Source organism: Methylobacterium organophilum, from assembly GCF_022179465.1.
In the GTDB taxonomy this organism is placed as follows: Bacteria; Pseudomonadota; Alphaproteobacteria; order Rhizobiales; family Beijerinckiaceae; genus Methylobacterium; species Methylobacterium organophilum.
Map to the genome: position 1 here is coordinate 300,423 of NZ_BPQV01000005.1, position 26,294 is coordinate 326,716.

The following is a 26,294-nucleotide window of genomic DNA, read 5'->3' on the forward strand; positions in this document are numbered from 1 at the left end:
AGCGGGCCGGCCGACTTTCGAAGACGCCGCCCGAGCCCCCCATGCACGACATCCGCGCCATCCGCGAGAACCCGCAAGGCTTCGACCACGACCTCGCACGCCGCGGGCTGGCGCCGCTCTCCGCCGAGCTGCTCGCCCTGGACGATGCCCGCAAGAACGCCGTTTCGGCCGCGCAGGCCAACCAGGAGCGCCGCAACGCCCTGGCCAAGGAGATCGGCGGCGCCAAGAAGGCGAAGGACGAGGCCCGCGCCGCCGAACTGATGGCCGAGGTCGCCCGGCTGAAGGAGGAAGGGCCGGCCCTCGACGCGGCGCAGGCGGAGGCCGCCAAGGCCCTGGACGAGCGCCTCGCCGCGATTCCCAACCGGCCGAAGGCCGAGGTGCCGGAAGGCGCCGACGAGCACGGCAATGTCGAGTATCGCCGCTTCGACTCCGCGCGCAGCCGCCTCGCCGAGGGCCGCCAGCATTTCGAGCTCGGCGAGGCCACCGGCCTGATGGATTTCGAGGCGGCGGCCAAGCTCTCCGGCGCGCGCTTCGTGGTGCTCAAAGGTCAGCTCGCCCGGCTGGAGCGGGCGCTCGGCCAGTTCATGGTCGACCTGCACACGCAGGAGCACGGCTATCTGGAGGTCGCGCCGCCGATCCTCGTGCGCGACGAGGCGATGTTCGGCACGGCGCAGCTGCCGAAGTTCCGTGACGACCAGTTCGCCGCCGGCGACGGCTTCTGGCTCGTCCCCACCGCCGAGGTGCCGCTGACCAACCTCGTGCGGGAGAGCATCCTCTCGGAGGACCAGCTCCCCCTGCGCTTCACCGCGCTCACGCCCTGCTTCCGGGCCGAGGCCGGGGCGGCGGGACGCGACACCCGCGGCATGCTGCGCCAGCACCAGTTCAACAAGGTCGAGCTGGTCTCGATCACCGCCCCCGAAAAATCGGACGAGGAGCACGAGCGCATGCTCGCCTGCGCCGAGGCGGTGCTGAAGAAGCTCGACCTGACTTACCGGGTGATGACGCTCTGCACCGGCGACATGGGCTTCGCCAGCCAGAAGACCTACGACATCGAGGTCTGGGTGCCCGGCCAGCAGACCTACCGCGAGATCTCCTCCTGCTCCGTCTGCGGCGACTTCCAGGCGCGGCGGATGAACGCGCGCTACCGGCCGAAGGACGGCAAGGGCGTTTCCTACGTGCACACCCTCAACGGGTCGGGCGTGGCCGTGGGCCGCGCCCTGATCGCGGTGATGGAGAACTACCAGAACCCGGACGGCAGCGTCACGATCCCGTCCGTGCTCCAGCCCTATATGGGCGGCCTCAACCGGATCGAGGGACCGAACTCCTGATGCGCATTCTCGTCACCAACGACGACGGCATCCACGCGCCGGGCCTCGAGACGCTGGAGCGCATCGCCGGGGAGATCAGCGACGACGTCTGGGTGGTCGCCCCCGAATCCGACCAGTCCGGCGTGTCGCATTCGCTGTCGCTGAACGATCCCCTGCGCCTGCGCCAGGCCGGCGAGAAGCGCTTCGCCGTGAAGGGCACGCCCTCGGATTGCGTGATCATGGGGGTGGCCCACCTCCTCAAGGACCACAAGCCGGACCTCGTGCTGTCCGGGGTCAATCGCGGCCAGAACGTCGCCGAGGACGTGACCTATTCCGGCACCATCGCCGGCGCCATGGAGGGCACCATCCTCGGCGTGCCCTCGATCGCCCTGAGCCAGGCCTACGGCCTCGGCGGCCGGGCCAACATCAAGTGGGGCTGCGCCGCCCATCACGGCGCCAAGGTGATCCGCAAGATCCTGGAGATCGGGATCGAGCCGGGCATCCTCGTCAACGTGAACTTCCCCGATTGCGAGGCGGAGGAGGTGCAGGGCATCGCGGTGGCCGCCCAGGGCCAGCGCAACCAGGCCCTGCTCGCCATCGACGCCCGCCACGACGGGCGCGGTAATCCCTATTTCTGGCTCGCCTTCGCCAAAGCCCGGTTCGAGCCGGGCAACGGCTCGGACCTCAAGGCCATCGCCGACCACAAGATCTCGGTGACGCCCCTGCGCCTCGACCTCACCGACGAGCCGACCCTGACCCGCTTCGCCCAGGCCTTCCGGGATTAGGGGAGCGGCCCGGCGAGAGCTCAGGGCACCGGGTAGCGCCGCCCCTTCCAGCGGGCCACGCCCGCGCGCTCGGCGCGGGTGAGGGCGTTCCACTGGATCGCCAGGGCGATCAGGACGGTGACCGGATGAAGCGGGATCGTGGCCGCCGGCTCGGCCGCGGCCCGGGTGATCGCGGCCCGGGTCGCAAGCGAGATCAGGCCGGCGGCGAGGCTGACGGCGAGCGAAGCGGTCGAGAGCCCGCCGAGGAGCCCCAAGAGGAACCCTACGAGCACGAGCAGCCAGGGCAGGACGTGGCCGCCGAACAGGAGCAGCGTCCAGACGGGCAGCGCCCGCGGCGTCGCCATGCCCTCGTTGGCGTTCTTCGAGAAGCCCGCCCAGGCGGCCGCGAAGCCCGGATACATCCGGCAGGTCGCCAGCGCCGAGGCCGCGACCAGATCCGTCCGATAGCCGGCCGCCCGGAACAGGCGGGGCAGCCGCACGCCATCGTGCAGGCTCCTGCGGATCGCCCCGTGGCCGCCGCTCGCGGCATAGGCCGCCGCCTCGACCAGGATCAGCTGACCGCAGGCGGCGCCGAGGGAGGGATCGGGCCGCGCCCGCATCAGCGGCATCGGCAGGTAGCCGAGGAGCAGGAAGCCGATCATCGGCACGGTGAGGCGCTCGCCCAGCGTCTCCATGCGCTGGCGGGGCAGGCCGCTCACCAGGGCGGCCCCGCTGCGGGCGGCATGGGCCGCGAGGCGCGCGGCGCCCTCCGGCGCGAGGCGCACATCCGCGTCGATGAAGAGCAGGCGCTCGCCCCGCGCCGCCGCGGCCAGGGCCGCGCAGGCGTTGTTCTTCCCCGTCCAGCCCTCCGGCAGGGAGGGCACGGGCAGGAGGCGCAGGCGGGGATCGCGGGCGGCGAGGGCGGCGACGATCGCCGCGGTGTCGTCGCTGGAATGGTCGTCGCCGACCAGCACCTCCACCGCCACGCCGCGGCTCGCCAGGGCCGCCTCGACGGTTTCGGCGATGATCGCCGCCTCGTTTCGGGCCGGGATCAGGATCGAGACGAGGCCGGTCCCGACCGGGCCGGGCTCGGGCGTGCGGTAACCGACGAGGTTCACCGCCGCGATCACGGCCGGGAGCAGGGCGAGGACGAGGGCCAGGAGCGCGAGGGCGAACATCATCGCGGCCGTTCCCCCTCCGGGCGATGGGCGGGGTCGAAGGACCGTCCGCGGGCGAGGGCGACGAGCCGGCGCCAGCCGTCATAGACCCCACCGATGCCGCTCCGGCCCGCGAGCACGGGTTCGAACCGGCCGGGATCGCGGGCGATCACGTCCTGGCTCAGGCGGTCGAGCAGGGCCGTCAGATCTCCCTCCAGCCGGGCCAGGCGGGCGGGGCGCGGGAGGGACAGCAGCACGGAGGCGGGGATCGGCGGGCCGAAGGCGCAGAAGGCTTCCACCCCGCGCTCCTGCCAGAGGGCGTATTCGAGGGCGACGGGCACGAACAGGGCATCGGGGGCGATCTCGGCGAGATGGGCGATGCCGGGCTTCAAGCCGAGGGGCCGCTCGCGCACATCCGCGAAGCGGCCCTGCGCGGTGACCCAGAGGGCGCGGTTCCGCCCCGAGAGCACGCTGCGCGCCGCGGCGAGGAACTGCAGCGCCCCCTTCCGCGACGCGAGGTCGACCGGGAAGGCGCCCATGCGGCGGAACACGCCGTAGCGCTCCAGCATCCGCGCCTCGAACGGCGCGAAGCCCTCGCGCTCCGGAAACAGCCGGCCGGCGAGCACGATGAGGGTGGCGGCATCCCACCAGGCGGGATGGTTGCAATAGAGGACGAGCGGCCCGGCATGGCCGGCGCAGGCCGGCCGTCCCCAGCGGGCGAGGCGCAGGGCGTTCATGTGCCGGCGGAAGAAGCGGTCGAACCAGGGCAGCATGAAGCGCCAGACGAGGGCCGACCGCTCCGGCGGAGGCGGGGGGGCGCTCACGCGCGCGAGCCCGTCACGCGCCGGCTCCTCACGCGCTCTGGCGCAGGGCCGGCTCCGCCTGCTGCGGACGGCCCTTGCGCAGGTCCTGATCGAGGGCGTCGGCGGCGATCCAGCCGGACATCATCACCATGGGCATGCCGGGCCCGGGATGGGCGGCGCCCCCGGCGAGGTAGAGGCCGCCGACCTCCCGCGAGCGGTTGCCGGGCTTGAAGGCGCCCATCATCCGCCCGTGCGAGGCCAGCCCGTAGATCGCGCCGTTGAGCACGTTGTAGCGCTCGTGGATGTCCCGGGGCGTGAGGTGCCGCTCGACGACGATGCGCGCCTCCAGGTCCGGCATGCCGCCGGTGCGCTTCAGCTTCTCCAGGATCACCCGGCGATAGATCGGGAACATCGCCGACCAGTCGTGATGCGGCCGCAGATAGGGCGTGTGCACGAGGACGTAGAGCGCCTCGCCGCCCTCCGGCGCCACGCTCGGATCGGTGATCGAGGGCGCGGCCAGATAGGCGGTCGGGTCGGGGGCGGGCTCGCCCTTCCGGTAGATGAAGTCGAACTCCTCCTCCGGGTCGCGGGAGAAGACGAAATCGTGGTGGGCCAGGTGCTCGTAGCGGCGGTCGAGGCCGAGATAGAGCACCACGCCGGAGCAGGCGGGCTCGAAGCTCCGCTTCTCGTAGGCCTTGCCGACCGCCCCGCCGACGAGCTCGCGGTAGGTGCGCACGGAATCCATGTTGGAGATCACCGCGTCGTAGGCGACGCTCTCCCCGCCGAGGCGCAGCCCGCGCACGGCGCCCCCGGCGATGTCGAGCCCGGTCACCGCGGCGGCGGGCCGCAGGGCGACGCCGAGCTCCTGGGCGAGCCGGGTGAGCCCCTCGGCCACGGCCCGGGTGCCGCCCATCGGGTACCAGACGCCCTCCGCGGTCTGCATATGCGCGATCGCGCAGAGCACCGCCGGCGCGCCGTAGGGGGAGGAGCCGACATATTGCACGAAATGGTCGAGCATCTGCGCGAGGCGGGCATCCTTCACCTTGCCGCGGATGGTGCTCGCCACGGTGGCATGCATGCGCAGGCTCAGAACGTCGCGCAGGGTGCCGGGATTCATGTTGGCGCGCAGGTCGATCGTGTCGAACAGGTCCTGCACCGCCTTCCAGAAGAAGAACCGCTCCGAGACGCCGTGCAGATGCTCGGAGAGGGCGATGAACCGCTTGTAGCCCTCGCCCACGCCCTGGCCGGGGGCGAAGCGCTCCATGGTGGCGGCCATGGCCTCCACGTCCTCGATCAGGTCGATCCGCGCGCCGTCCTCGAAGAAGCAGCGCCATTGCGGGTCAAGCCGGCGCAGGTCCATGTAGTCGTGGACGCTGCGGCCGGCCTCGGCGAAGATCCGCTCCAGCACCCGGGGCACGGTGAGGATGGTCGGCCCCATATCGAAGCGGAAGCCGCCCTCGTGCAGCACCGCGGCCTTGCCGCCGAGCCAGGGATTCTTGTCGTAGAGGGTGACGCGGTGCCCCCGCGCCGCCGTCACGCAGGCCGCCGCCAGCCCGCCGAGGCCGCTGCCGATCACGGCGATCGAGGAATCCTGGCTCATGGGCGTCGTGCTCTCCGGATCGGCGTGAGGCCCGAAGCTCGGCCGATCCGCTGGGCCGAAGCTACGATCGGGAATCGCGGGGTCAACGCGCCAACCGGTCGCGCCATCCCCTTCGACAGGTTTTTCATGCGGGCTGCCCCCGTCGCACTAGGGCGAGGGCGGCGGCGAGGCCGGCCAGGGCCAGCCCCGCCAGCACGGCCCAGGCCGGAAGCGCCGCCGTGGCGCCCTCGCTCAGGGCGCGCTGGAAGGCCTCGATCGACCAGGCATTGGGCGTGAGCCATCCGGCCTGCTGCAGCCAGGGCGGCATGAGGAAGCGGGGCACCATGCTGCCGCCCACGGCGGAGAGCAGGAGCACGCCGAAGGTCGCGACGAGATGGGCCTGCTGCCGCGTCGCCGCGAGGGCGCACCCGGCCAGCGCCAGGCCCGCAGCCATGGCGGCGACGAGGAGCGCGGTGACGAGCCAGCCGATCCCGTGGCGGGACACGTCGACCCCGTGGAGCAGGGCGGCGGCGGCGAAGATCAGCGCCGTCTGCACGACGCCCTGGAGGGTGAGGAAGGCGAACTTGCCCAGGACGATCGCCGGCAGGCCGCCGGGGGCGGCGGCGAGCCGGTCGGCCAGGCCCGCGCTCCGCTCGTCGACGAGGGAGAGCGCCCCCTGCATCGCCGAGAACAGCAGGAACACGGCGGTGATGGCGCCGGCGTAATAGGCGACGCGGTCGTTGCCGCGGCCCGATCCGGTGGAGCGGCGCTCCACCCAATGGGCGAAGGCGAAGGGCTCCTTCTTGGCCCGCTGCTCGGCGAAGGTCTCCTCCAGGAAGGCGCGCTCGTCCGCGCCGATCTTGCCCGAGCGCTCGACGTCGGCGACGATCCGGGCCAGCACCACGTCGGGCAGGGCCTCGTTGAGGACCCGCTGGAGCTGGCCCAGGGCGATCGGCGTGGCCAGCGCCCGCGCGGGATTCTCGACGAGCAGCACCGGCTGATCGGCCGGCGCGGACGCGCTGCCTGCGGCGAGATCGCCGCGCAGGACCAGGGCGACGTCGACCGTCCCCCGGCGCACCGCCGCCACGACCGCGTCGACGTCGCCCGCCTCCAGCCGTTCGAGGCGCAGGGAGGGCTCGGCGGCAAGGGCGCTCAGCAGGCGCCGGGTCGTCGGCGTGTCGGCGAGATCGGCCACGCCGAGATGGATCCGGATGCGCTCGCCGATGGCGCCGGAGAAGATCGCGGCGAAGACCACGAAGATCACCGTCGGCAGCAGGAAGGCCATCGCCAGGGCCGCCCTGTCGCGCAGGAGGGACAGCCACATCACCCGGAAGGCGGCGCTCATCGGCCCGTCTCCGCCAGGGACAGGGCGGGGGCGGGCGCCGGGGGCGCGCCGGCCAGCACCGCGCGGTAGAGCGATTCCAGCCCCGGCCGGCGCAGGCGGATCTCCGCCACCGGCACGCCGAGGGCGCGCAGATGCGCGAGCAGGGCCGCCCCGTCGAGGCCGTTCTCGGTTCGTCCCCGCCACACCGTGGCACCGGCCGGGGTGAAGCCGGCGGCGGCGAGGGCGGCCCGCGCCGCCGCGGCGGGGGCGTCTTCGAGGAGCACCTCCTGCTCGGGCGCGTCCCGGCGCAGGGGATCAAGCAGGGCGGGGAGGGGCCCCTCGCGCAGGAGGCGCCCCTCCCCGAGGACGGCGACGCGGTCGGCGAGCCGTTCGGCCTCGGCGAAATCGTGCGTGCTGACGAGGAGCCCGGCGCCCTCCGCGCGCAGGCCGGCCAGCAGGGCATGGATCGCGGCCCGCGCCTCGAGATCGACGCCCTGGGTCGGCTCGTCGAGCAGGATCAGGCGGGGGCGGGCGACGAGGCTCGCGGCGATGTTCGCCCGGCGCTGGTAGCCGCCCGACAGGGTGCCGACGATCCGCCGCGCCACCGGCCCGAGCGCCCCCTGGTCGAGGGCCCGGGCGACGGCCGCCCGGCGCGTCCCGGCGGACAGCCCGGCCAGCTCGGCGAAGACGTCGAGATTCTCCGCTACGGTGAGCCGCGGATAGAGGGCGATCTCCTGCGGGACCCAGCCGATCAGGCGGCGCACGGCGCCCGCGCGGAACGGATCGCCTCCGGCCACCCGGACGCTGCCGGCGGCCGGGGCGAGGCGCCCGGCCACGAGGCGCATCAGCGAGGTCTTGCCCGCCCCGTTGGGGCCGAGCAGCGCCAGGATCTCCCCCGCCCGGAGCGTCAGGTCCACCCGCGCCAGGGCCGGCCGGCCGCGATAGGCCAGGGAGGCGGAGGCGACGACCACGAGGGGGGATCCGCTCTGGCTCATCGGCCGGGTCAGCGGGGCGGCAGCGCCCGGACGAGCTGCAGATGCAGCGCGGCGCCGGGCTCGTTCAGGCGGAAGCTGGCGGAGGCGAAGTCCGGCCGTGCCCGGCGCCCGCCGCCGGAGAAGGCGTAGGGCTCGCGGGGGAGGCCGAGGGGCGTGCGGTCGAGGCGGCGATTGCCGTTGCGATCCTGGAAGGCCGCGACGGCCCAGATCCCGGGGGGCAGGTCGCGGAAGACGAAACGCTGGCTCGCCCCGGCCGCGGGCGCGTCCTGCCCGATCCGGCAGGCCTCCTCCGACAGGCCGCCCTGGCACAGGGCGACGTAGAGCGTGCCGCCGGGCTCGATGCCGCTCACCGTCACGTCGAGGCCGGCCGCCTGCCCGGGGACGAGGGCGAGGGCCGCGAGGAACCCGCCCGCGCCGGCGGCGGCGCGAATCACGACGGCTCCCCCTGCGTCGCCAGGGGCTGCGTGGCGGGAAGCTCCGCCAGCACCTCCGGCGCCCGGCGGCCGGCGAGATCCTCGATCAGCAGCCGGGCGGAGATGCGCGCGCCCTCGTAGATCACCGGCAGGCCCGAGCCGGGATGGGTGCCGCCGCCGACGAGATAGAGGCCGTGGCCGAAGCGGTTGTGCGGCCGGAACCAGAGCATCTGGCCGAGATCGTGGGCGAGGTTGAAGGTCGCCCCCTCATGCACCGCGAAGTCGTCGCGCCAGCCGCGGGGATCGACGACGCGCTCGTAGCGGATGCGCTCCTCGATATCCTCGATCCCGAGGAGCCTCAGGCGGTCCAGGACCAGCCGGCGATAGGCGGGCCCGACCGCCGCCCAGTCGATGCCGGCCTTCAGGTTGGGCACCGGCACCAGCACGTAGAGGGCGGTGTGGCCCGGGGGCGCCATGCCGCCGTCCGTGAAGCCCGCATGCTGCACGTAGAGCGAGGGCTCCATCGGCAGCACGCCGCCGGTGATCTCCTCGATGTTGCGCCGGTAATCCCGGGCCAGCAGGATCGTATGGTGCCCGAGCGCCTCGGGCATGCGTCCCTCGATGCCGAGATAGAGCATGTAGGTCGAGCAGGAGAGGCGGGCCTTGTCGACCTTGGCGTCGCGCCAGCGCGGCCGGTAGGCCTCCGGCACGATCTGCGGGACGACCTTGGCGAAGTCGCCGTTGATGACGACGGCATCGGCCTTCAGGGTCTCGCCCGGCACGGCCACGCCGCTCGCCTTGCCGTTCTCGAACAGAACCTGCTCCGCCGGCGTGTTGAGGCGGATGTCGACGCCCATGCGCCGGGCGAGCCCCGCCATCGCCTCGGAGACCGCGCCGCAGCCGCCGACCGGGTGATAGACCCCGTGCTCGTATTCGAGGAACGAGAGGATCGTGAATAGGCTCGGGCAGCGGAAGGGCGACATCCCGAGGTATTTGGTCTGGAAGGAGAAGGCGAGGCGCACCCGCGGATCGGCGAAGAAGCGCTTGAGGTCGCCCTCCACGCTGCGGCCGGGATGCAGGTGGGGCAGGGCGGTGAGCATGGCGGGGCTCGCCATCGACAGGAGGCTGTCGAAGGGCTGCTCCAGCACCGGCTTGAACTTCGAGAGCTTCTTCCGGTTCTCGGCGAAAAAGGACCGCAGGTTGCGGGCGTCCTGCGGGGCGATCCGGGCGATCTCCGCCTCCAGACGGTCGAGGTCGCCGGTGGCGCGGATCTCACTGGAACGGCCGCCCTCCCCCTCGAAGACGAGGTGGTATTGCGGGTCGAGCCGCTTGAGCGCCACGTGGTCCTCCAGCCGCTCGCCGCAGGAGGCGAAGATGTCGGCGAGGATCTGCGGATAGAGGAAGAAGGTCGGACCGATGTCGAAGCGGTAGCCGCCCGGCGCCTCGACGGTCTTGGTGCGGCCGCCGACGGCGGCGTCGCGCTCCAGCACGGTGACGTGGAGGCCGGCCCGGGCCAGCAGGAGCGCCGTGGCGAGGCCGCCGGGGCCGGCTCCCACGACGATCACGCGGCTCCCGGACAGAGTGCGCATGCCCTCCCGCGACTGCAGCACTGCACACCGCTCCCCGTTTCGTGAACCCGACGCCAATCTTGGCCGGCTTCAGGGAGCCGGCAATTGGCGCGGATTGTCGCGCGTATGGCCCCGCTTGCGCGCGGCCACGGTGTTCAGCGCCAAGTGATGCAGGGCGATGGCCCCCGCGGTGGCGACGTTCAGCGAATCGAAGCCCGGCGCCATGGCGATGCGCAGCCGGCGCATCCGGGCCATCAGGGCGGCGGGCAGGCCCGGCCCCTCGGTGCCGAGCAGCAGGAGGGCGCGCGGCGGGGCGGCGAAGGCGCCGATCTCCTCGTCGCCGGACGGCGTCAGGGCAAGGGGCTCCAGGGCATGCCGCTCGGCCAGCGCCAGCAGGGCCGCCCCGTCCGCGACCCGGGCGAAGGGGACGGTCAGCGCCGCCCCGGCGGAGACGCGGATCGCCTTGCGGTAGAGCGGGTCGCAGGTCGCGGCATCGAGCAGGACCGCGTCCGCGGCGAAGGCGGCGGCGTTGCGGAACAGGCCGCCGACATTGTCGTGATTGGTCAGCCCGACCAGGGCGACCACCGTCGCCGGGGCGGGGGCGGGCGGGATCAGCGCCTCTGCCGCGGGCTCCGCCCCGCGCAGGCCCACGGCGAGGACGCCGCGATGGATCGGAAAGCCCGCCACCGCGCTCATGACCGGCTTGGCGGCGAGATGGACCGGCGGCGCCTCCGGCCCGTCGAGAAGATCCGCCAGGCCGGCGAGCCGGTTCGGGCTCAGCAGGACGGATTCGACGCGAAAGCGCGCCCGGCCCGAGAGCAGGGTGCGCAGGGTCACCTCCCCCTCGACGATGAAGCGGCCCTCGCGCCCGACGAGGTCGCGCTCGCGCATCGCGGCATAGGGCGCCAGCCGGGGGTCCAGGGGATCGTCGATGAGGATCGGGGTCATCCCGCCTCTGTAGCGGATGTCCGGCCGCGCCGTGAGGCGGCCCCGGGATCCCCGGAGCCGCCCGCGCGGAACCGCGCCCGGTCGCGGGGCGACCGGGCGCGGCGCGGCATCCTGGCGTCCCCTCCGCCGGACCGGGACCGCTTCCGCGGATGCCCGATCCGGCCTCAATGGGCGGGCACCGGGCCCACCGCCGCGATCAGGCGGTCGCGCATCGAGCGGCTGCCGCCCACCACCTCGATCCGCGTCCCGCTCTTGAGCCGGCGCGAGGCCCATTCGCCGATCGCCTCCAGGCAGGTGTGGTCGACATGGTGCAGTTCGTCCGCGGCGAGCCGCACCGGGCCGCTCGAGGGCGTGCGCTCCAGGGCTTCGTTGAGGTGGGGCAGCTGCAGGAAGGTGGCCGAGCCCGAGAGGCGCAGCTCCGGCACCGCCTTGCCCACGCCGGCGGGCTGCGCCGTCTCCGCCGCGCCGGTCTCGATCTTGAGCCGGCCCTTCAGGAGGTAGGGCACGACCTGGATCAGGCTGAGGCCGAGCCCCACCAGCACGCCGGTGAGCAGGTCCGTGGCGACCACCATGACCATGGTGGCGAGCCAGATCGCCGCGGTGGCGAGGCCGTACTGGCGATGCAGGTGCAGGGCGTGGTGCGGCCCGATCAGGCGCCAGCCGGTGACGACGAGGATGCCGGCGAGGGCGGCCGTCGGCACCAGCTTGAGCAGGCCCGGCAGCAGCAGCAGGAAGGCCAGGATCCAGAGGCCGTGCAGGATCGCCGAGGCGCGGGTCGCGGCACCGGCCTGGACGTTGGCGGAGGAGCGCACGATCACGCCCGTCATCGGCAGGCCGCCGATGAGGCCGCAGATCACGTTGCCCACGCCCTGCGCGCCGAGCTCCCGGTTGTACTGGGTGCGCGGACCGTCGTGCATCCGGTCGACGGCGGCGGCCGAGAGCAGGCTCTCGGCGCTGGCGATGACGGCGAGCGTCAGCGCCGCGACGAGCATGGTCGGCTCGGCGAGCCGGGCCCATTCGCCGGAGACCGGCAGGGCGATGCCGGAGAAGATCGCCTCCGGCACCACCACGTGCTTCACCGGCAGGGCGAACAGGGCGGCGATCACGGTCCCGGCCAGCACGCCGATCAGGGCGCCGGGCACGAGCTTCATGTTCGCCGGCCGGAGCTTCTCCCAGCCGATCATCGCCACGATGGTGGTGAAGCCGACCGTCACCGCCCCGGCCCGGGAGCCCTCCCCGGTCACGAAGTTGAAGAAGGCGGCGGGGATGGCGACGAGGTTGTCGAGGCCGTTCGCCTGGGGCAGCGCGTCGGTCAGCACGTGGATCTGCGCGAGCACGATCAGGATGCCGATGCCGGCGAGCATGCCGTGCACCACCGCCGGCGAGATCGCACGGAACCAGCCGCCGACCTTGGCCGCGCCGGCGATGAGCTGGATCGCCCCCGCCAGCACGAGGACGGGACCGAGCATGCCGATGCCGTGCTCGCGCACGAACTCGAACACGATCACCGCGAGCCCGGCCGCCGGCCCGCTCACCTGGAGCGGCGAGCCGGCCAGCAGGCCGACCACGATTCCGCCGACGATCCCCGTGAGCAGGCCGCGCTCGGGCGGCACGCCCGAGGCGATGGCGATGCCCATGCACAGGGGCAAGGCCACGAGGAAGACCACGAAGGAGGAGGGCAAGTCCCGCTTCAGGGAGGGGGGCAGCAGCCGGGCAAGGGCGTTCATGACAGGGGCTCCGTCACTCGGCCGCGACCGGGACGCCCATCTCGGGCGCGGCGAGGCGCACCGCCGGCGCCTGCGCCACGGGGATCTCCGCATCCTGCTCGATCGACACGAAGCGGCCGAGCTTGCCGTCGTAGCCGAGGATCTGGCCGCTCTCGAGCTCGAAGAACCAGCCGTGCAGGCGCAGCTGCCCCTTGGCGAGGCCGGCGGCCACGCTCGGATGGCTGCGCAGATGGCCGAGCTGGACCACGACGTTCTCCAGGGCCACGGCGCGGTGGCGGGCCTTCGGGTCCATCCCCTCGGGATAGGCCTCGCAGACGATCTGGTTGGCGGCATGGCTGTGGCGCAGCCAGGCGGCGACGTTCGGCATGCTGGAGAGGGCGCCGGGGTTCATCAGCCCCTTCATGGCCCCGCAATCCGAGTGGCCGCAGACGACGATGTCGCGCACGCCGAGCGCCACCACCGCGTATTCGATGGCCGAGGAGACGCCGCCGTTCTGCTCGGCGAAGGGCGGGACGATGTTGCCGGCGTTGCGGCAGACGAAGAGATCACCGGGCCCCGCCTGGGTGATGTGCTCGGGCGAGACACGGGAATCCGCGCAGGCGATGATGAGGGCGCTGGGGGACTGCCCGTCGCGCACGAGGCGCTGATACATCGCCTGCTGCCCCGGAAACACGTTTCCGCGGAAGCTCGATATGCCCTGGAAGATGTGATTCACGTTGGTCCTCGTCGGTTAGGGGGTGGCCCGGTTGCCGAGCAACGGAGAACGACTCATCGACGACGGAGACCGTCCGGCGGGGGCCGGAACGGGCAACGATCCTTGGCGAGCACGCGGCCGCTCCGAGGAACGACGGGCGGGGCGGGGATGAAAGCCGGCTTCATCCCTCCCCCGTGCTGCGCCGGCACGACCAACCTCCCGCGATTCCCCCCGACGCAGCCTCTCGCCGCAGCGCGGTAACCGACAGGACTCCGCAGCCGCCGCCACGGAGCGGCACGCGGGGTCGTCGATGCCGATGGGGATCGGAACGATGGCAGATTTTCCCGGAACTCCGGGGTCAGCACACAGTCCCGACCGGTGCTTCGCACGATAGGAAAAGAAGAAATTTATATCAGTGCGATATGTTACGAGCAGAGATCAGGCGTTTAATCCGCGAAAATTGACCATCGACGTGCCGATGCGCACCAGAAGACGATTTTTCGAAAAATTCCGGGATTAGAATAAACCACGGCACCCGGAGGCCCTCGTTCCGCAGACCAGGCCCGCCTGGGCCGCGAGCCGGGGCGCGGCCCCGGCCCCGGCCCAGGCCCAGGCGACGGGCGATCCGGAACGGGGAGGGGCGCGTCTAGCGGACGGTGACGTGCGGGCGGATCGTCTCGAAGTCCCGGCGCGTCAGGATGCGCCGGGTCACGAGGTCGTCCGGGCTGGCATAGGGCCGGCCCGCGACGATCACCCGGCCGATCATCCCGGCGCCGAGGCCGTTCAGCTGCTCCACCGACGCGGTGTTCAGGTCGACGCCGCCCGTCTCCCCCCCGGCGGCCTCGGCGGGCGCGGGCGCCGCCGGCACGTCCTGCGGATCCTCGCCGGGCATCTCGTCCGGCGGCGCGGCCTCGGCTCCCCGCGCGGGAGCGGCGGGAGCCGGCTTTTCGGTCCCGGCCTCCGGAAGCGGGGCGGGGGCAGGAGCGGGGGCGGCCGGTGCCTCGGCGCTGCTGCCGGGGCGGGGCGCCGCGCTCGGCCGCGGGCCGGGATAGACGCTGCGCACGCCCGGCTCTTCGGTGCGCTCCGCCGGGGCCGGTGCGGTGGGCGCGGGCTTCGTCGCCGGGCCCTGCAGGGCAGAGGGCGGAAGCGGCCTCGGCCCGAATGCCTGCCAGAGCAGGGTGAGCACCGCGGCCAGCACCGCCAGGGTGAAGCCGAGAAACAGCGTCGATGCCTTCATCGCCCCAAGAAACCCGTCGTCCTCTCGCGTACCGGCGCGCGGCGGCTCGCCAGGCAAGAGAGCGCCGCGCCCCGGAAAGGGTTCCAGGGTATCACGGGTCGAGCCGCCCGACGCCGTGGAAGCGTTGCGGGCAGGTCACGGTGAGGGCGGCGTCCTCAGCTGCCGGGCTTCCACACCGCGTCGGCGACGGTCAGAGGCTTGGGCAGCAGGCCGAGGCGGTGGAAGGCATCGGCGACGCGCTGCTGATCGGCCACGGTCTGCGCGTCGAGCGGCTGCACGCCGTAGGACAGGCGCTTGAGGGCGACGGTGAGGATCGGCGCCGGGATGCCGACGGAGGGGGCGAGCTCGGCGGCGACGGCGTCGGTATTGACCTTGGCCCAGGCGTCGATCTCGCCGATTGCCTGGAGCAGCGCGTCGATCGCCTTGCGGTTGGCATCGGCGAATTCGCGGCGCGACAGGTAGAATTGCCGGTTCGGAGCGAGGCCCTCCGCGGAGGCCAGGGTGCGCGCCCCGGTGCTGCGCTCCCCGGAGGCGAGATAGGGATCCCAGATCGCCCAGGCATCGACGGCGCCGCGGCTGAAGGCGGCCCCCGCATCCGCGGGGGCGAGGAAGGCGGTCTTCACCGCCTCGTAGGGCACGCCCGCCTGCTCCAGGGCCCGCACCACGAGGTAATGCACGTTCGAGCCCTTGTTGAAGGCGATGGTCTTGCCCTTGAGGTCGGCCAGCGTCCGGATCGGGCTGTCCTTGGCCACGAGGATCGCCTCGCCCTGCGGGGCCGGCGGCTCGTTCGCCACGTAGACGAGCCGCGGGCTCGCCGCCTGGGCGAAGATCGGCGGGGCCTCGCCGGCCGAGCCGAAATCGATCGCCCCCGCGTTCAGCGCCTCCAGGAGGGGCGGCCCGGAGGGGAACTCCGCCCATTCCACCCGGTAGCCGAGGGGCTTGAGCGTCCTCTCCAGCAGCCCCTTGCCCTTGAGCAGCACCAGGGTGCCGTATTTCTGGTAGCCGACCCGGACCACCTTGTCCTGTGCCTCCTGCCCCCGTGCCGCGAGCGGCAGGAACAGGAGGAGCGCGAGGAGCGCGAGCAGGCGCCAGCGGCGGGGGAGATCGGGCCGGGACAGGGCGCGGGCGACGGCCGGCATCGGGACATCCTCGGTCTGGAAAGGCAGGAAGAGACGCCGCCCTCAATGGGCGGCGATGCGGCGGCCGGGCACGATGTCGTTGGCGATGACCTCGCCGAAGGGGCCGTTGTTGCGGGCCGTGCTCGGCGGGTTGCCGGTGGTGGCGCGCAGGGGGAGCTTCGGGAAGACGAGCTCGGCGAAGCGGTAGGCCTCCTCCAGATGCGGGTAGCCGGAGAGGATGAAGCGGTCGATGCCGAGATCGATGTACTCCTTCATCCGGTCGGCGACCTGATCGGCCGAGCCCACCAGGGCCGTGCCCGCCCCGCCGCGCACCAGCCCGACGCCGGCCCAGAGGTTGGGGGAAACGACGAGCTTGTCGCGGCGACCGCCATGCAGCGCCATCATCCGGCTCTGGCCGATGGAATCCTGGCGCTTCAGGGTCGCCTGGGCCTGGGCGATGGTCTCGTCGTCGAGGCGGGAGATCAGGCGCTCCGCCGCCTCCCAGGCCTCGGCCTCCGTCTCGCGGACGATCACGTGCAGGCGGATGCCGTAGGAGAAGGTCTTGCCGCGGCGATCGGCGGCCTCGCGCGCCTTGGCGATCTTCTCGGCGACGCCGGCCGGGGGCTCGCCCCAGGTGAGATAGACGTCGCAATGGTCGGCCGCGACCTCGATGCCGGCGGGCGAGGAGCCGCCGAAATAGAGGGGCGGGTAGGGGGCCTGGACCGGGCGGAAGATCACCCGGCCGTTCTCGGCGCGCAGATGCTTGCCCTCGAAGCGCACCGTCTCCCCGGCCATCAGCCCGCGCCAGATGTGGAGGAACTCGTCGGTGACGACGTAGCGCTCGTCATGGTCGAGGAAGACGCCGTCGCCCCGGAGCTCGACGGGATCGCCGCCGGTGACGACGTTGATGAGGAGGCGGCCGTCCGAGATCCGGTCGAGGGTGGCGGCCATGCGGGCGGCGGCGGAGGGCTCCTGCAGGCCCGGGCGCACGGCCACGAGGAAGCGCAGGCGCTTCGTCAGCGGCGCCAGCGCCGAGGCCACCACCCAGGAATCCTCGCAGGAACGGCCCGTGGGCAGGAGCACGCCGTAATAGCCGAGATCGTCCGAGGCCTGGGCGATCTGGCGCAGGTAGTTCAGCGAGACGTCGCGGGCGCCGTCCGAGGCGCCGAGATAGCGGCCGTCGCCATGGGTGGGCAGGAACCAGAGGACGTCGGTGCGCCCGTCTTGAGAAGCGGTCATGTCGGTCTCCGTCTCGCTCAGGCGGCGTGCTCGCCGAGCAGATGTTCGAGGATGCGGCCTTCGAGGGCCGCGAGATCGGGGTCGCCGCGCCGGCGGGGCCGGGGCACGTCGACCTTGAGGTCGAGGGCGACGCGGCCCTGGTCGAGGACGAGGATGCGGTCCGCGAGGGCCACCGCCTCGCCGACATCGTGGGTCACGAGCAGGGCCGTGAAGCCCTGGGCGCGCCAGATCCGCTCGATCAGGTCCTGCATGCCGATGCGGGTCAGGGCGTCCAGGGCGCCCAGCGGCTCGTCGAGGGCGAGGAGGCCCGGGCGGCTCACCAGGGCGCGGGCCAGGGCCACGCGCTGGCGCTGGCCGCCGGAGAGGGTGGCGGGCCATTGCCCCGCCTTCTCGGCGAGGCCGACCTCGGCCAGCGCGGCGCGCGCCCGCGCGCGCTTCTCCTTGCCCGAGCCGCCCTGCCCGAGGCCGACCGCGACGTTGTCGACGACCCGGGACCAGGGCAGGAGCCGCGGCTCCTGGAACATGATGCGCTTGAGGCGCCGGCCCCGCCCCGGAGCCACGCCGGGCTCCTCGAAGTCGAGCCGGCCGCCGCTCGGGGTCTCGAGCCCGAGGATCAGGCGCAGCAGGGTGCTCTTGCCGCAGCCGGAGCGCCCCACCACGGCGACGAACTGCCCGGCCGGCACGTGCAGGTCGAGCCCCTCGATGACCGCATGGCCCTCGAAGCTCTTACGCAGGCCCCGCAGCGTCAGGCCGATGCCGGTTTCGTTCCGGGCCGGGGCGGCCGGGCCGGGGGAGGGCGCCGGGGCGACGGGGGAGGGGGGAACCGGGGCGGGATGCGCCGCCGGCGGAGGGGTGTCGGCCTCGGACCGCAGGATATCGAGCAGCATGGCGTCAGACCGTGCGGTAGGCGGGGTTCCAGGACAGGCAGATCCGCTCGAGCTGCCGGGTCAGGGCATCGGCGATCTTGCCCAGGGCGGCGTAGATCAGGATCGCCAGCACCACGACGTCGACGAGCATGAACTCGCGCGCCTGCATCGCCATGTAGCCGAGGCCGGAGGAGGCGGAGATCGTCTCGGCGACGATCAGCGTCAGCCACATGATGCCGAGGGCGTAGCGCAGGCCGACGAAGATCGAGGGCAGCGCCCCGGGCAGCACGACCCGGCGGAACAGCTCGGCCCGGGACATGCCGTAGACGCGGCCCATCTCGACGAGCTGCGGGTCGACCGAGCGGATGCCGTGCAGGGTGTTGGCATAGATCGGGAAGAACACGCCCAAGGCCACCAGGAAGAGCTTGGCCTCCTCGCCGATGCCGAACCACAGGATCACCAGCGGGATCAGGGAGAGATGGGGCACGTTGCGCACCATCTGCACGGTGGTGTCGGTGAGCCGCTCCGAGCCCTTGGACAGGCCGTTGGCGAGCCCCAGGGCGAAGCCGATGCCGCCGCCGATCAGGAAGCCGCCGGCCGCCCGCAGGAAGCTGATCCAGAGATTGGTCCAGAGCTCGCCGGTGCGCGCCGCGCTCCAGCCGGCCCGGGCCACGTCGAGGGGCGCCGGCATGAAGCGGTTGGAGACGAGGCCCGAGGACACCGCCGCCTGCCAGCCGACGAGGATGGTGATGGGCAGGAGCCAGGGCACGGCCCGGCCGGCGAGGCGGTTCAGGGGGGTGGAGCGGCTCATGACGGGTCTCGTCCGGTGCGGGCGGGCGCCTGCCAGACCGCGTCGGCGACGCGGATCGGCTTCGGGATCAGCCCGAGGGCGTGGAAGCGGTCGGCGATGCGCTGCTGCTCGGCGACCGCCGCCGGGCTCATCGGCCCGATGACGTAGTCGGTGCGGTCGACGGCGCGCCGGGTGGCGGCGAGCGGCACGCCGGTGCCCTTGGAGAGCAGGGCGGCGACCTCGTCGCGATGGGCCTCGCACCAGCGGGCGACGCCGGCCAGCGCCTCGATCGCCTCGGCGAGCACGACGCCCTGGCTGCGGGCGAAGCCGGCATGGGCCAGGAAGAAGTTGTTCGGCCGGGCCACGTCGGTGGCGAGCGTCAGCACGCGCACGCCCTCCCCGGCCTCGGCCACGGCGAAATAGGGGTCCCAGATCGTCCAGGCATCGACGCTGCCCCGGGCGAAGGCCGCGGCCGCGTCGGCCGGGGCCAGCGTCACCGGCTCGATGTCGCGATAGGTCAGCCCCGCCTTCTCGAGGGCGGCGATGGTGAAGTTGTGGGCGCTCGAGCCCTTGGCGAAGGCGACGCGCTTGCCCTTCAGCTCGGCCAGGGAGCGGATCTCGGAGCCCTTCGGCAGCAGGATCGCCGCCCCCGAGCCGCCCGCCTCCTGGGCGGCGGCGTAGACGATGTCGGCGCCCGCCCCCTGCGCGAAGATCGGGGGGGCGTCGCCGGTCTGCCCGAAATCGATCCCGCCCACATTGGCCGCCTCCAGGAGCGGCGGCCCGAAGGAGAACTCGGTCCAGCGCACGCTCCAGCCGAGGCGGGCGAGCCGCTCCTCGACCGAGCCGCGCTGCTTGGCGACGACGAGGATGCCGTTCTTCTGGTAGCCGATCCGGAAGACCTTCTCCTCGCCGGCCCGGGCGGAAGACGCCGCGCCGAGGGGCAGCCCGGCCGCCAGGGCCCCGGCCAGGAAACCGCGCCGGCCGATGCTCATCGGGCCGCTCCGGCCACGGCGGCCGCGGTCTGGGCCGGGCGGAGGCCGGGCAGCAGGCCGCGGGTGAGGAGGCCCGAGAGCTGGGCGGCGGCATCCTCGACCCGGGCGCGCACCCCCGGATTGACCAGAGCCCCGTTCTCGAAATCGGCATCCGAGCCGTAGACGGCGGTGGGGACCGCGAGGGCGTTGAAGAAGCCGAAGAGCGGGCGGAAGGCATGCTCGACCACGAGGGCGTGGCGATGGCCGCCGCCGGTGGCCACGATCGCCACGGGCTTGTTGGCGAGGGCCGCCGGATCGACGAAATCGAACAGGTGCTTGAACAGCCCGGTATAGGCGCCCTTGTAGACCGGCGAGCCGACGATCAGCGCATCGGCCTCCTCGATCTCGTCGAGGATGTGCCGGGCGGGCAGGGGCAGTTGCTCGCGGCTCCAGGCGGAGCCGAGGCCGTTGCCGGCATCGACCACGTCGTAGAGGCGGATCTCGACCGGGATGCGCGCCGCCGTCTCCGCGGCCACCGCCTCGACGAGGGCGCGGGTCTTGGAGGGACGCTGCAGGTTCGCACTGAAGCCGACGATTCTCTGACGTGACATGCGAGGCTCTTCCGTGGCCGAAACCGCGCAACCGGCCGGGACGGGCCAACCCCTTCCCGTCCCCCTGCCGCGCGGCGAAAAACGCTTTCGACAAACGTGCTCGCGACCGGTCCCACGGTCAATGAAACGTTCTTTTAAAGGGACGGGGCTTCGGAGATGATCGTCTCGGCCCAGGGCTGAGAATGGAGAATTCTTCGCTTTTCAGCGCAGACGAGGGGCCAAAAGACGTCTCGGCGCCCGATCCCGATGCCGATCGTTCTTTTTGACGAACGGCAGAGTGCGGCGCAGCAACCCCTCGCCCTCGCGAAGCATCTTCTCCGAAGCGCACCACAAGCGGAACGAACTCATCTAGACTGGTCACAAAAAGCTTTTTGCTTCCTTTGACGTCGCAAGCATCTTGCCGGATGCTTGGCTGCATCTGGAAAGACAGTCCCAGCCCCGCATGCCGCGAGGCGGCTGGCGAACTTCTGCTTCAGAATGTCATCCACCGCCCGAGATCGGCCGGCCTATGCCGGACCGGGCTAGCGTCAGAGGCTGCCATGAGCTCCCATCCGCAACCGCAGAACGGCCAGGAGCCGATCCGTTTCGCCTATTGGGTGCCGAACGTCTCCGGCGGCCTCGTCATCAGCAAGATTCCCCAGCGCACGAGCTGGGACGCGGACTACAACCGCCGCCTCGCCCAGATCGCGGAGGAGGCCGGGTTCGACTACGCGCTGACGCAGATCCGTTTCACCGCCGGCTACGGCGCCGAGTACCAGCACGAATCGGTGGCCTTCAGCCACGCCCTGCTCGCGGCCACGAGCCGGCTCAAGGTCATCGCCGCGATCTTGCCCGGCCCCTGGAACCCGACGCTGGCCGCCAAGCAGATCGCCACGATCTCGCAGCTCACGGGCGGCCGCATCGCCGTCAACATCGTCTCGGGCTGGTTCTCGGGCGAGTTCCGGGCAATCGGCGAGCCCTGGCTCGACCACGACGAGCGCTACCGCCGCTCGGAGGAATTCATCCGGTCCCTGCGCGGGATCTGGACAAAGGACGATTTCAGCTTCCGCGGCGATTTCTACCGCTACACGCACTACACGCTGAAGCCGAAGCCGGCCGAGCCGCTGCCGGAGATCTTCCAGGGCGGCTCCTCGCGGGCGGCGCGCGACATGGCGGCCCGCGTCTCCGACTGGTACTTCACCAACGGCAACACGCCGGACGCGATCAAGGCGCAGGTCGAGGACATCCGCGCCAAGGCGGCCGAGAGCGGCAACCGTCCCCGCATCGGCGTCAACGCCTTCGTCATCGCCCGCGACACCGAGGCGGAGGCCCGCGCCGTCCTCCAGGAGATCCTCGACCAGGCCGACCCGGAGGCGGTGAAGGCCTTCGGCCACGAGGTGAAGAATGCCGGCAAGGCCTCGCCCGAGGGGGAGGGGAACTGGGCGAAGTCCAGCTTCGACGACCTCGTCCAGTACAATGACGGCTTCAAGACCAACCTGATCGGCACGCCCGACCAGATCGCCGAGCGCATCGTGGCGCTGAAGGATGCCGGCGTCGACCTCGCCCTGCTCGCCTTCCTGCATTTCCAGGAGGAGGTCGCCTATTTCGGCGAGCATGTGATCCCGCGGGTGCGCGCCCTGGAGGCCGCCCGCGAGCGCCGGGCCGAGGCGGCCTGAGCCGCCGCCCTCACGCCCCCCCTCATTTCTCCGGAGACCCGCCCATGAACATCGCCGTGAATCCCAGCACGATCGAGGCCGGCCACAAGCCCCAGGGCGTGCCGGGCCCAGTCCGTCCGGACAGGCCCGCCCACGTCATCCGCGACGACGCGGAGGCGATCCGCGTCGCGCACGAGCTCGCCGCCCAGTTCCGCCAGGACGCCTCCCTGCGCGACCGCGACAGCCGGCGCCCGCTGGCGGAACTCGACGCCTTTTCCCAGAGCGGCCTCTGGTCGATCAACGTGCCCAGGGCCTTCGGCGGGCCGGAGGTGTCCTACCGGACCCTCGCCCAGGTCATCGCGATCATCTCGGCGGCCGATCCCTCCATCGGGCAGATCGCGCAGAACCATCTCGGCATCGTCGCGGCGATCCGCACCGTCTCCGATCCCGATCAGCAGGCCCTGCTGTTCGGCGAGATCCTGCGCGGCACCCGCTTCGGCAACGCCTTCTCCGAGAAGGGCACGAAGCGGGCGGCGGATTTCGACACCCGCTTCACCGATCACGGCGACCACGTGATCGTGCGGGGCCGCAAGTTCTACGCGACCGGCGCCCTGCTCGCCCATCTCGTGCCGATCGTCGCCCTCGATGAGCAGGGCCGGGCCTGGTACGCCATCGCCGAGCGCGATGCCCCGGGCCTGACCGTGATCGACGACTGGTCCGCCTTCGGCCAGCGCGGCACGGCGAGCGGCACGGTGATCATCGACGACGTGCGGGTGGAGAAGACCCATCTCGTGCCGGCCTGGAAGGGCTACGAGAAGCCGCGCTCGGACGGGGCGATCTTCCAGATCATCCAGGCGGCGGTGGATGCCGGCATCGCCCGGGCGGCCCTCGACGACACCATCGCCTTCGTGCGCGAGAAGGCCCGGCCCTGGATCGACAGCGGGCAGGAGCGGGCCTCGGACGACCCCTACACGATCCAGGCGATCGGCGACCTCACCATCCGCCTGCACGCGGCCGAGGCCCTGCTCGACCGGGCCGGCCTCGCCATCGACGCGGCGGTGGCCGCCCCCGACGAGGCGAGCGTGGCCGCGGCCCAGCTCGCGGTCGCGGAATCGAAGGTGCTCACCACCGAGGTGGCGATCGACGCGGCCAACAAGCTGTTCGAGCTCGCCGGCACCCGCTCGACCCTGGCCGAGCACAATCTCGACCGGCACTGGCGCAACGCCCGCACCCATACCCTGCACGATCCCGTGCGCTGGAAATACGCGATCGTCGGCAACCACGCGCTGAACGGGGTGAACCCGCCCTATCACGCCTGGAGCTGAGCGCCGCCCGGACACGGGGAGGAAAAGGCCGCCGGAGACACCGTCCGGCGGCCTTTTCGCGCGCGGGTTCGGTAAGCTCCGGGGAGGGACGGGCGACGGCGCCGCCCTATCCTTCGCCCCAGAGCCGCCCGCGCGCGGCGCCCGCGCCAGGTCCCCGCATGATCCTGCCGACACGCCGCCGGACACTGGCGGGCCTCGCCGCCGCCGCGCTGCCCCTCGCCCCGGCGCAGGCCGCCTCCTGGAGCCCCGACAGCCTGCAGGCGGCCGCCGCGCGGAAGGGGCTGGCCTATGGCAGCGCGGTGAACATCACGCCCCTGCGCCGCGACCCCGCCTATGGCGCGGCCATCGCCCGCGAATGCGGGATCGTGACGGCCGAGAACGCGATGAAGATGGAGCATGTCCTGCCCGATCCGGGCCAGGTGACGTTCCAGGGCGGCGACGAGACCCTGCGCTTCGCGGCCGCCAACGGCCAGGGGATGCGCGGGCATTGCCTCGTCTGGCACCGGGCCATTCCCGACTGGGTGCTGCCGCGCATCGCCACCGCCCGGGAGGCGGAGGAATTCCTGCGCCGCTGGATCGACGGCATGGCCCACCGCTACCGCGGCCGGATCGAGGCCTGGGACGTGGTCAACGAGATCCTGGCGCCGCAGGAGGGCCGGGCGGACGGGCTGCGCCACACGCCCTGGCTCGCCGCCCTCGGCCCCGCCTACATCGACCTCGCCTTCGGCATGCTGCGCGACACCGACCCCAAGGCGGTCGGCGTGTGGAACGAGGACGATTGCGAGCTCGGCGCGGACTGGATCGACCGGCGCCGCGCCCTCGTGCTGACGACCCTGGACGGGCTCCTCAAGCGCGGCGTGCCGGTGCGCCGCTTCGGGATGCAGGGCCATCTCGACAGCACCATTCCCCTGGACGCGACGGCCTTGCGCGCCTTCCTGCGGGAGATCGCGGGGCGGGGGCTCGCCATCGAGATCACCGAGTTCGACGTCGACGACCGCGCCTTCCCCGCGGCGATCGCGGCGCGCGACCGGGGCGTGGCCGATCGCGCCCGCGCCTTCCTCGACGTCGTGCTCGACGAAGCCGCCGTGCTGAACGTGGTGAGCTGGGACATCACGAATGCCGGCACCTGGCTCAACCACAGCCCGCAGCGCAAAAGGCCAGACGGCCTGGCGCAGCGGGCGCTCCCCCTCGACGCCCAGTACCGCCGCACGCCCCTCTGGCAGGCGATGCGCCGGGCCTTCGAAGGCGCGCCGGACCACCGGGAGACCCGGGCGCGCCTGCGGCGAGACTGACCGCCCCGGAGCGACGCGTATCGCAACTATAAGCTGTATCACACGATCGTGATTCCATTACGTGTAGACAAGCAACGCGGCACGAAGCCGCAACATTCATGCGCCGAATGTCATCGACTGCACAAAATGCGAATTATGAAAATTTAAGGAATGCTCAATAACGACAAGGAGTGCAACTTCCAGAGGCGCAGGCATGCATTTTCTCGCCCGTATCAACATCCTTTCCAAGCTTCTCGCCGTCATCGGGATGATTGGAATCGTGGTCGGCGGCTGCGTCTGGTACGCGCAGGCGCAGATGACGAAGATCGACGACGCCTACAGCGTCTTCATCGTCCGCGAGGCCCGGGCGGTCGCGACCGCGCGCCGCCTCAATCGCATGGTCTTCGAGCTCAACTACAGTCTGTACCGCACCATCGCGGAGACCGAGCGGCCCCGGATGGAGAAGGCGAGTGCCGCCTTCGCGGACGCGCTCCCGCAGATCCGCAAGGCGCTGGCCGAGTTGCGCGAGCAGGCGCCGAGCTTCGCGGAGCGGACGGACCGGCAGGCCGCCCTGATCGAGGACTTCACCAAGGTCGCCCAGGAGGCGCTCCGGATCGCCCTTCTGCCCGGCCAGCACAGCGCCGAGGCCCTCGACCTGACCCATGCGCGCATCGACCCGATCTTCGAGACGCTGGTCGCCGGCACGCGCGACCTCGGGACGGAGATCCAGCGCTACATGGAGAAGGGCTCGGACGATCTCACCGATCAGACCAACGCCACGCGCCACAGCCTGATCGGCTTCAGCGCCCTCGGCCTGTTCCTCGGCACCCTCGCCGCCATCCTCGTTGCCGTGTTCGGCATCACGCGGCCGATGGGCAACCTCGTCTCCGTGCTCCGGCGCATGGCCGAGGGCGACACCGATGCCGAGATCACGGAAGCGACCCGCGGCGACGAGATCGGTGCGATCGGGCGGGCCGTGGCGGGCATCCGGGCCATGGTCGCCCAGAAGGCGGCGGAGCAGGCCGAGATTCGGCGCATCGCCGACGAGGCCGCCGCCAGCGAGCGCCGGCGCGCCATGATGGAATTGGCCAATCGCTTCGAGACCACGGTCGGCGGCATCGTCGGGCTGGTCTCCTCCGCGGCGACCGAGCTGCAGGCGACCGCCCAGACCATGACCGCGACCGCCACCGAGACCGCCAGCCAGTCCAACACCGTCGCCGCGGCGGCGGAGGAGGCCGCCTCCAATGTCGGCACCGTCGCGGCCGCGGCGGAGGAGCTCGGCTCGTCGGTCCAGGAGATCGGACGCCAGGTCTCCGGCTCCGCCGATCTCGCCCAGGTCGCCGTGGGCGAAGCCGACCAGACCGCGCAGCTCGTGCACGAGCTGAGCCAGGCCGCCGCCCGCATCGGCGACGTGGTCAGCCTGATCTCGACCATCGCCGGCCAGACCAACCTGCTCGCCCTGAACGCCACCATCGAGGCGGCCCGGGCCGGGGAGGCGGGGCGCGGCTTCGCGGTGGTCGCCGCCGAGGTCAAGGAGCTCGCCAGCCAGACCGCCCGGGCGACCGAGGAGATCTCCGGCCAGATCGCACAGATCCAGGGCGTGACCGATCAGGCGGTGGACGCGATCGGCGGGATCGCCACGCGGATCCGCGAGATCAGCCAGGTGGCGACCTCGATCGCCGCCGCCGTCGAGGAACAGGGCGCGGCCACCCAGGAGATCGTGCGCAACGTCGCCCAGGCCGCCACCGGCACCGGCGAGGTGACGCACAACATCACGGGGGTGGCGGGCGCCGCCGAGGAGACCGGCGCGGCGGCGAGCCAGGTGCTGTCCTCGGCCTCCGAGCTCTCGCGCCAGTCCGAGCACCTCAACGCCGAGGTGGCGCATTTCCTGGCGAGCGTGCGCGCGGCCTGATCCCCGGCAAAACGAAGCGCGACGGGCCGGATCCTCCGGCC

At 72.3% G+C, this 26,294-nt stretch carries 23 protein-coding genes; 6 read left to right on the forward strand and 17 right to left on the reverse strand.

The genetic code is table 11. The features are described from left to right. Positions 1–41: 41 nt before the first annotated feature. Both serS and surE read left to right on the forward strand, forming a co-directional pair. Positions 42–1,328, forward strand: coding sequence for a serine--tRNA ligase (gene serS, locus MFF21_RS10960; protein WP_238311179.1), 1,287 nt, complete (start codon positions 42–44; stop codon positions 1,326–1,328). Continuing rightward, the gene (gene surE, locus MFF21_RS10965) at positions 1,328–2,092 is read left to right on the forward strand and encodes a 5'/3'-nucleotidase SurE (RefSeq protein WP_238311180.1); all 765 of its coding nucleotides are present in this window, start codon (positions 1,328–1,330) and stop codon (positions 2,090–2,092) included. The genes serS and surE overlap by 1 nt, the downstream gene beginning before the upstream one ends. Positions 2,093–2,112: 20 nt before the next feature. Here surE and MFF21_RS10970 read toward each other — a convergent pair whose 3' ends face one another. The 17 genes from MFF21_RS10970 to msuE all read right to left on the reverse strand — a co-directional run bounded on the left by MFF21_RS10970 (position 2,113) and on the right by msuE (position 20,111). Beyond that, positions 2,113–3,249 carry a glycosyltransferase family 2 protein gene (locus MFF21_RS10970; protein WP_373324991.1) on the reverse strand — a complete coding sequence of 379 codons (1,137 nt, stop codon included), beginning with the start codon at positions 3,247–3,249 and terminating at the stop codon, positions 2,113–2,115. Beyond that, a complete protein-coding gene (locus MFF21_RS10975; RefSeq protein WP_238311257.1) occupies positions 3,249–4,001 on the reverse strand; it encodes a lysophospholipid acyltransferase family protein in 753 nt (250 codons plus the stop codon). Before MFF21_RS10975 ends, MFF21_RS10970 begins: the two co-directional genes overlap by 1 nt. Positions 4,002–4,080: 79 nt before the next feature. After that, on the reverse strand, positions 4,081–5,631 hold the full coding sequence (locus MFF21_RS10980) for a phytoene desaturase family protein (RefSeq protein WP_238311182.1): 1,551 nt from the start codon (positions 5,629–5,631) through the stop codon (positions 4,081–4,083). Between the two features lie 124 nt (positions 5,632–5,755). After that, positions 5,756–6,955 carry an ABC transporter permease gene (locus MFF21_RS10985; RefSeq protein ID WP_238311183.1) on the reverse strand — a complete coding sequence of 400 codons (1,200 nt, stop codon included), beginning with the start codon at positions 6,953–6,955 and terminating at the stop codon, positions 5,756–5,758. After that, entirely contained in the window at positions 6,952–7,929 is a 978-nt protein-coding gene (locus MFF21_RS10990) for an ABC transporter ATP-binding protein (RefSeq protein WP_238311184.1), read from the reverse strand. Before MFF21_RS10990 ends, MFF21_RS10985 begins: the two co-directional genes overlap by 4 nt. Before the next feature lie 8 nt (positions 7,930–7,937). Beyond that, positions 7,938–8,360, reverse strand: a complete 423-nt coding sequence (locus tag MFF21_RS10995; RefSeq protein WP_238311258.1) for a DUF2141 domain-containing protein — start codon at positions 8,358–8,360, stop codon at positions 7,938–7,940. Then, entirely contained in the window at positions 8,360–9,952 is a 1,593-nt protein-coding gene (crtI, locus tag MFF21_RS11000; RefSeq protein ID WP_238311185.1) for a phytoene desaturase family protein, read from the reverse strand. Before crtI ends, MFF21_RS10995 begins: the two co-directional genes overlap by 1 nt. Positions 9,953–10,000: 48 nt before the next feature. Further along, positions 10,001–10,858, reverse strand: coding sequence for a TrmH family RNA methyltransferase (locus MFF21_RS11005; RefSeq protein ID WP_238311186.1), 858 nt, complete (start codon positions 10,856–10,858; stop codon positions 10,001–10,003). 164 nt (positions 10,859–11,022) lie between these two features. Then, the gene (locus MFF21_RS11010; protein WP_238311187.1) at positions 11,023–12,585 is read right to left on the reverse strand and encodes a SulP family inorganic anion transporter; all 1,563 of its coding nucleotides are present in this window, start codon (positions 12,583–12,585) and stop codon (positions 11,023–11,025) included. A gap of 13 nt (positions 12,586–12,598) precedes the next feature. Continuing rightward, positions 12,599–13,300 carry a carbonic anhydrase gene (locus tag MFF21_RS11015; RefSeq protein WP_238311188.1) on the reverse strand — a complete coding sequence of 234 codons (702 nt, stop codon included), beginning with the start codon at positions 13,298–13,300 and terminating at the stop codon, positions 12,599–12,601. 625 nt (positions 13,301–13,925) lie between these two features. After that, positions 13,926–14,516: a ComEA family DNA-binding protein gene (locus tag MFF21_RS23980; RefSeq protein ID WP_283206526.1), complete on the reverse strand. Its 591-nt coding sequence runs from the start codon at positions 14,514–14,516 to the stop codon at positions 13,926–13,928. 155 nt (positions 14,517–14,671) lie between these two features. Further along, positions 14,672–15,655 carry a sulfonate ABC transporter substrate-binding protein gene (locus MFF21_RS11030; RefSeq protein ID WP_238311189.1) on the reverse strand — a complete coding sequence of 328 codons (984 nt, stop codon included), beginning with the start codon at positions 15,653–15,655 and terminating at the stop codon, positions 14,672–14,674. 42 nt (positions 15,656–15,697) lie between these two features. After that, on the reverse strand, positions 15,698–16,873 hold the full coding sequence (ssuD, locus tag MFF21_RS11035; protein ID WP_238311190.1) for an FMNH2-dependent alkanesulfonate monooxygenase: 1,176 nt from the start codon (positions 16,871–16,873) through the stop codon (positions 15,698–15,700). Positions 16,874–16,890: 17 nt separating this feature from the next. Further along, the gene (locus tag MFF21_RS11040; protein WP_238311191.1) at positions 16,891–17,760 is read right to left on the reverse strand and encodes an ATP-binding cassette domain-containing protein; all 870 of its coding nucleotides are present in this window, start codon (positions 17,758–17,760) and stop codon (positions 16,891–16,893) included. Positions 17,761–17,764: 4 nt separating this feature from the next. Next, positions 17,765–18,550, reverse strand: a complete 786-nt coding sequence (locus MFF21_RS11045; protein WP_238311192.1) for an ABC transporter permease subunit — start codon at positions 18,548–18,550, stop codon at positions 17,765–17,767. Next, the gene (locus tag MFF21_RS11050) at positions 18,547–19,521 is read right to left on the reverse strand and encodes an aliphatic sulfonate ABC transporter substrate-binding protein (RefSeq protein ID WP_238311193.1); all 975 of its coding nucleotides are present in this window, start codon (positions 19,519–19,521) and stop codon (positions 18,547–18,549) included. The genes MFF21_RS11045 and MFF21_RS11050 overlap by 4 nt, the downstream gene beginning before the upstream one ends. Beyond that, positions 19,518–20,111, reverse strand: a complete 594-nt coding sequence (gene msuE, locus MFF21_RS11055) for an FMN reductase (RefSeq protein WP_238311194.1) — start codon at positions 20,109–20,111, stop codon at positions 19,518–19,520. Before msuE ends, MFF21_RS11050 begins: the two co-directional genes overlap by 4 nt. Before the next feature lie 539 nt (positions 20,112–20,650). Here msuE and sfnG point away from each other — a divergent pair. The 4 genes from sfnG (at position 20,651) to MFF21_RS11075 (ending at position 26,253) form a co-directional block, all read left to right on the forward strand. Continuing rightward, positions 20,651–21,766, forward strand: a complete 1,116-nt coding sequence (gene sfnG / locus MFF21_RS11060) for a dimethylsulfone monooxygenase SfnG (protein ID WP_238311195.1) — start codon at positions 20,651–20,653, stop codon at positions 21,764–21,766. 44 nt (positions 21,767–21,810) lie between these two features. Next, positions 21,811–23,070, forward strand: coding sequence for an SfnB family sulfur acquisition oxidoreductase (locus MFF21_RS11065; protein ID WP_238311196.1), 1,260 nt, complete (start codon positions 21,811–21,813; stop codon positions 23,068–23,070). Positions 23,071–23,228: 158 nt separating this feature from the next. After that, positions 23,229–24,362 carry an endo-1,4-beta-xylanase gene (locus MFF21_RS11070; RefSeq protein WP_238311197.1) on the forward strand — a complete coding sequence of 378 codons (1,134 nt, stop codon included), beginning with the start codon at positions 23,229–23,231 and terminating at the stop codon, positions 24,360–24,362. Between the two features lie 193 nt (positions 24,363–24,555). After that, positions 24,556–26,253, forward strand: coding sequence for a methyl-accepting chemotaxis protein (locus MFF21_RS11075; protein WP_238311198.1), 1,698 nt, complete (start codon positions 24,556–24,558; stop codon positions 26,251–26,253). Positions 26,254–26,294: the final 41 nt, after the last annotated feature.

Bases quoted from the DNA above. Each gene is read 5' to 3' on its own strand.
- MFF21_RS10980 (WP_238311182.1), bottom strand. From the start codon at position 5,631: ATGAGCCAGGATTCCTCGATCGCCGTGATCGGCAGCGGCCTCGGCGGG.
- MFF21_RS10970 (WP_373324991.1), bottom strand. From the start codon at position 3,249: ATGTTCGCCCTCGCGCTCCTGGCCCTCGTCCTCGCCCTGCTCCCGGCC.
- MFF21_RS10975 (WP_238311257.1), bottom strand. From the start codon at position 4,001: ATGCTGCCCTGGTTCGACCGCTTCTTCCGCCGGCACATGAACGCCCTG.
- ssuD (WP_238311190.1), bottom strand. From the start codon at position 16,873: ATGACCGCTTCTCAAGACGGGCGCACCGACGTCCTCTGGTTCCTGCCC.
- MFF21_RS23980 (WP_283206526.1), bottom strand. From the start codon at position 14,516: ATGAAGGCATCGACGCTGTTTCTCGGCTTCACCCTGGCGGTGCTGGCC.
- MFF21_RS11005 (WP_238311186.1), bottom strand. From the start codon at position 10,858: ATGACCCCGATCCTCATCGACGATCCCCTGGACCCCCGGCTGGCGCCC.
- MFF21_RS11065 (WP_238311196.1), top strand. From the start codon at position 21,811: ATGAACATCGCCGTGAATCCCAGCACGATCGAGGCCGGCCACAAGCCC.
- MFF21_RS11070 (WP_238311197.1), top strand. From the start codon at position 23,229: ATGATCCTGCCGACACGCCGCCGGACACTGGCGGGCCTCGCCGCCGCC.
- MFF21_RS11040 (WP_238311191.1), bottom strand. From the start codon at position 17,760: ATGCTGCTCGATATCCTGCGGTCCGAGGCCGACACCCCTCCGCCGGCG.
- surE (WP_238311180.1), top strand. From the start codon at position 1,328: ATGCGCATTCTCGTCACCAACGACGACGGCATCCACGCGCCGGGCCTC.
- MFF21_RS11075 (WP_238311198.1), top strand. From the start codon at position 24,556: ATGCATTTTCTCGCCCGTATCAACATCCTTTCCAAGCTTCTCGCCGTC.
- MFF21_RS10985 (WP_238311183.1), bottom strand. From the start codon at position 6,955: ATGAGCGCCGCCTTCCGGGTGATGTGGCTGTCCCTCCTGCGCGACAGG.
- MFF21_RS11045 (WP_238311192.1), bottom strand. From the start codon at position 18,550: ATGAGCCGCTCCACCCCCCTGAACCGCCTCGCCGGCCGGGCCGTGCCC.
- sfnG (WP_238311195.1), top strand. From the start codon at position 20,651: ATGAGCTCCCATCCGCAACCGCAGAACGGCCAGGAGCCGATCCGTTTC.
- MFF21_RS11010 (WP_238311187.1), bottom strand. From the start codon at position 12,585: ATGAACGCCCTTGCCCGGCTGCTGCCCCCCTCCCTGAAGCGGGACTTG.
- serS (WP_238311179.1), top strand. From the start codon at position 42: ATGCACGACATCCGCGCCATCCGCGAGAACCCGCAAGGCTTCGACCAC.
- msuE (WP_238311194.1), bottom strand. From the start codon at position 20,111: ATGTCACGTCAGAGAATCGTCGGCTTCAGTGCGAACCTGCAGCGTCCC.
- MFF21_RS11030 (WP_238311189.1), bottom strand. From the start codon at position 15,655: ATGCCGGCCGTCGCCCGCGCCCTGTCCCGGCCCGATCTCCCCCGCCGC.
- MFF21_RS10990 (WP_238311184.1), bottom strand. From the start codon at position 7,929: ATGAGCCAGAGCGGATCCCCCCTCGTGGTCGTCGCCTCCGCCTCCCTG.
- MFF21_RS11050 (WP_238311193.1), bottom strand. From the start codon at position 19,521: ATGAGCATCGGCCGGCGCGGTTTCCTGGCCGGGGCCCTGGCGGCCGGG.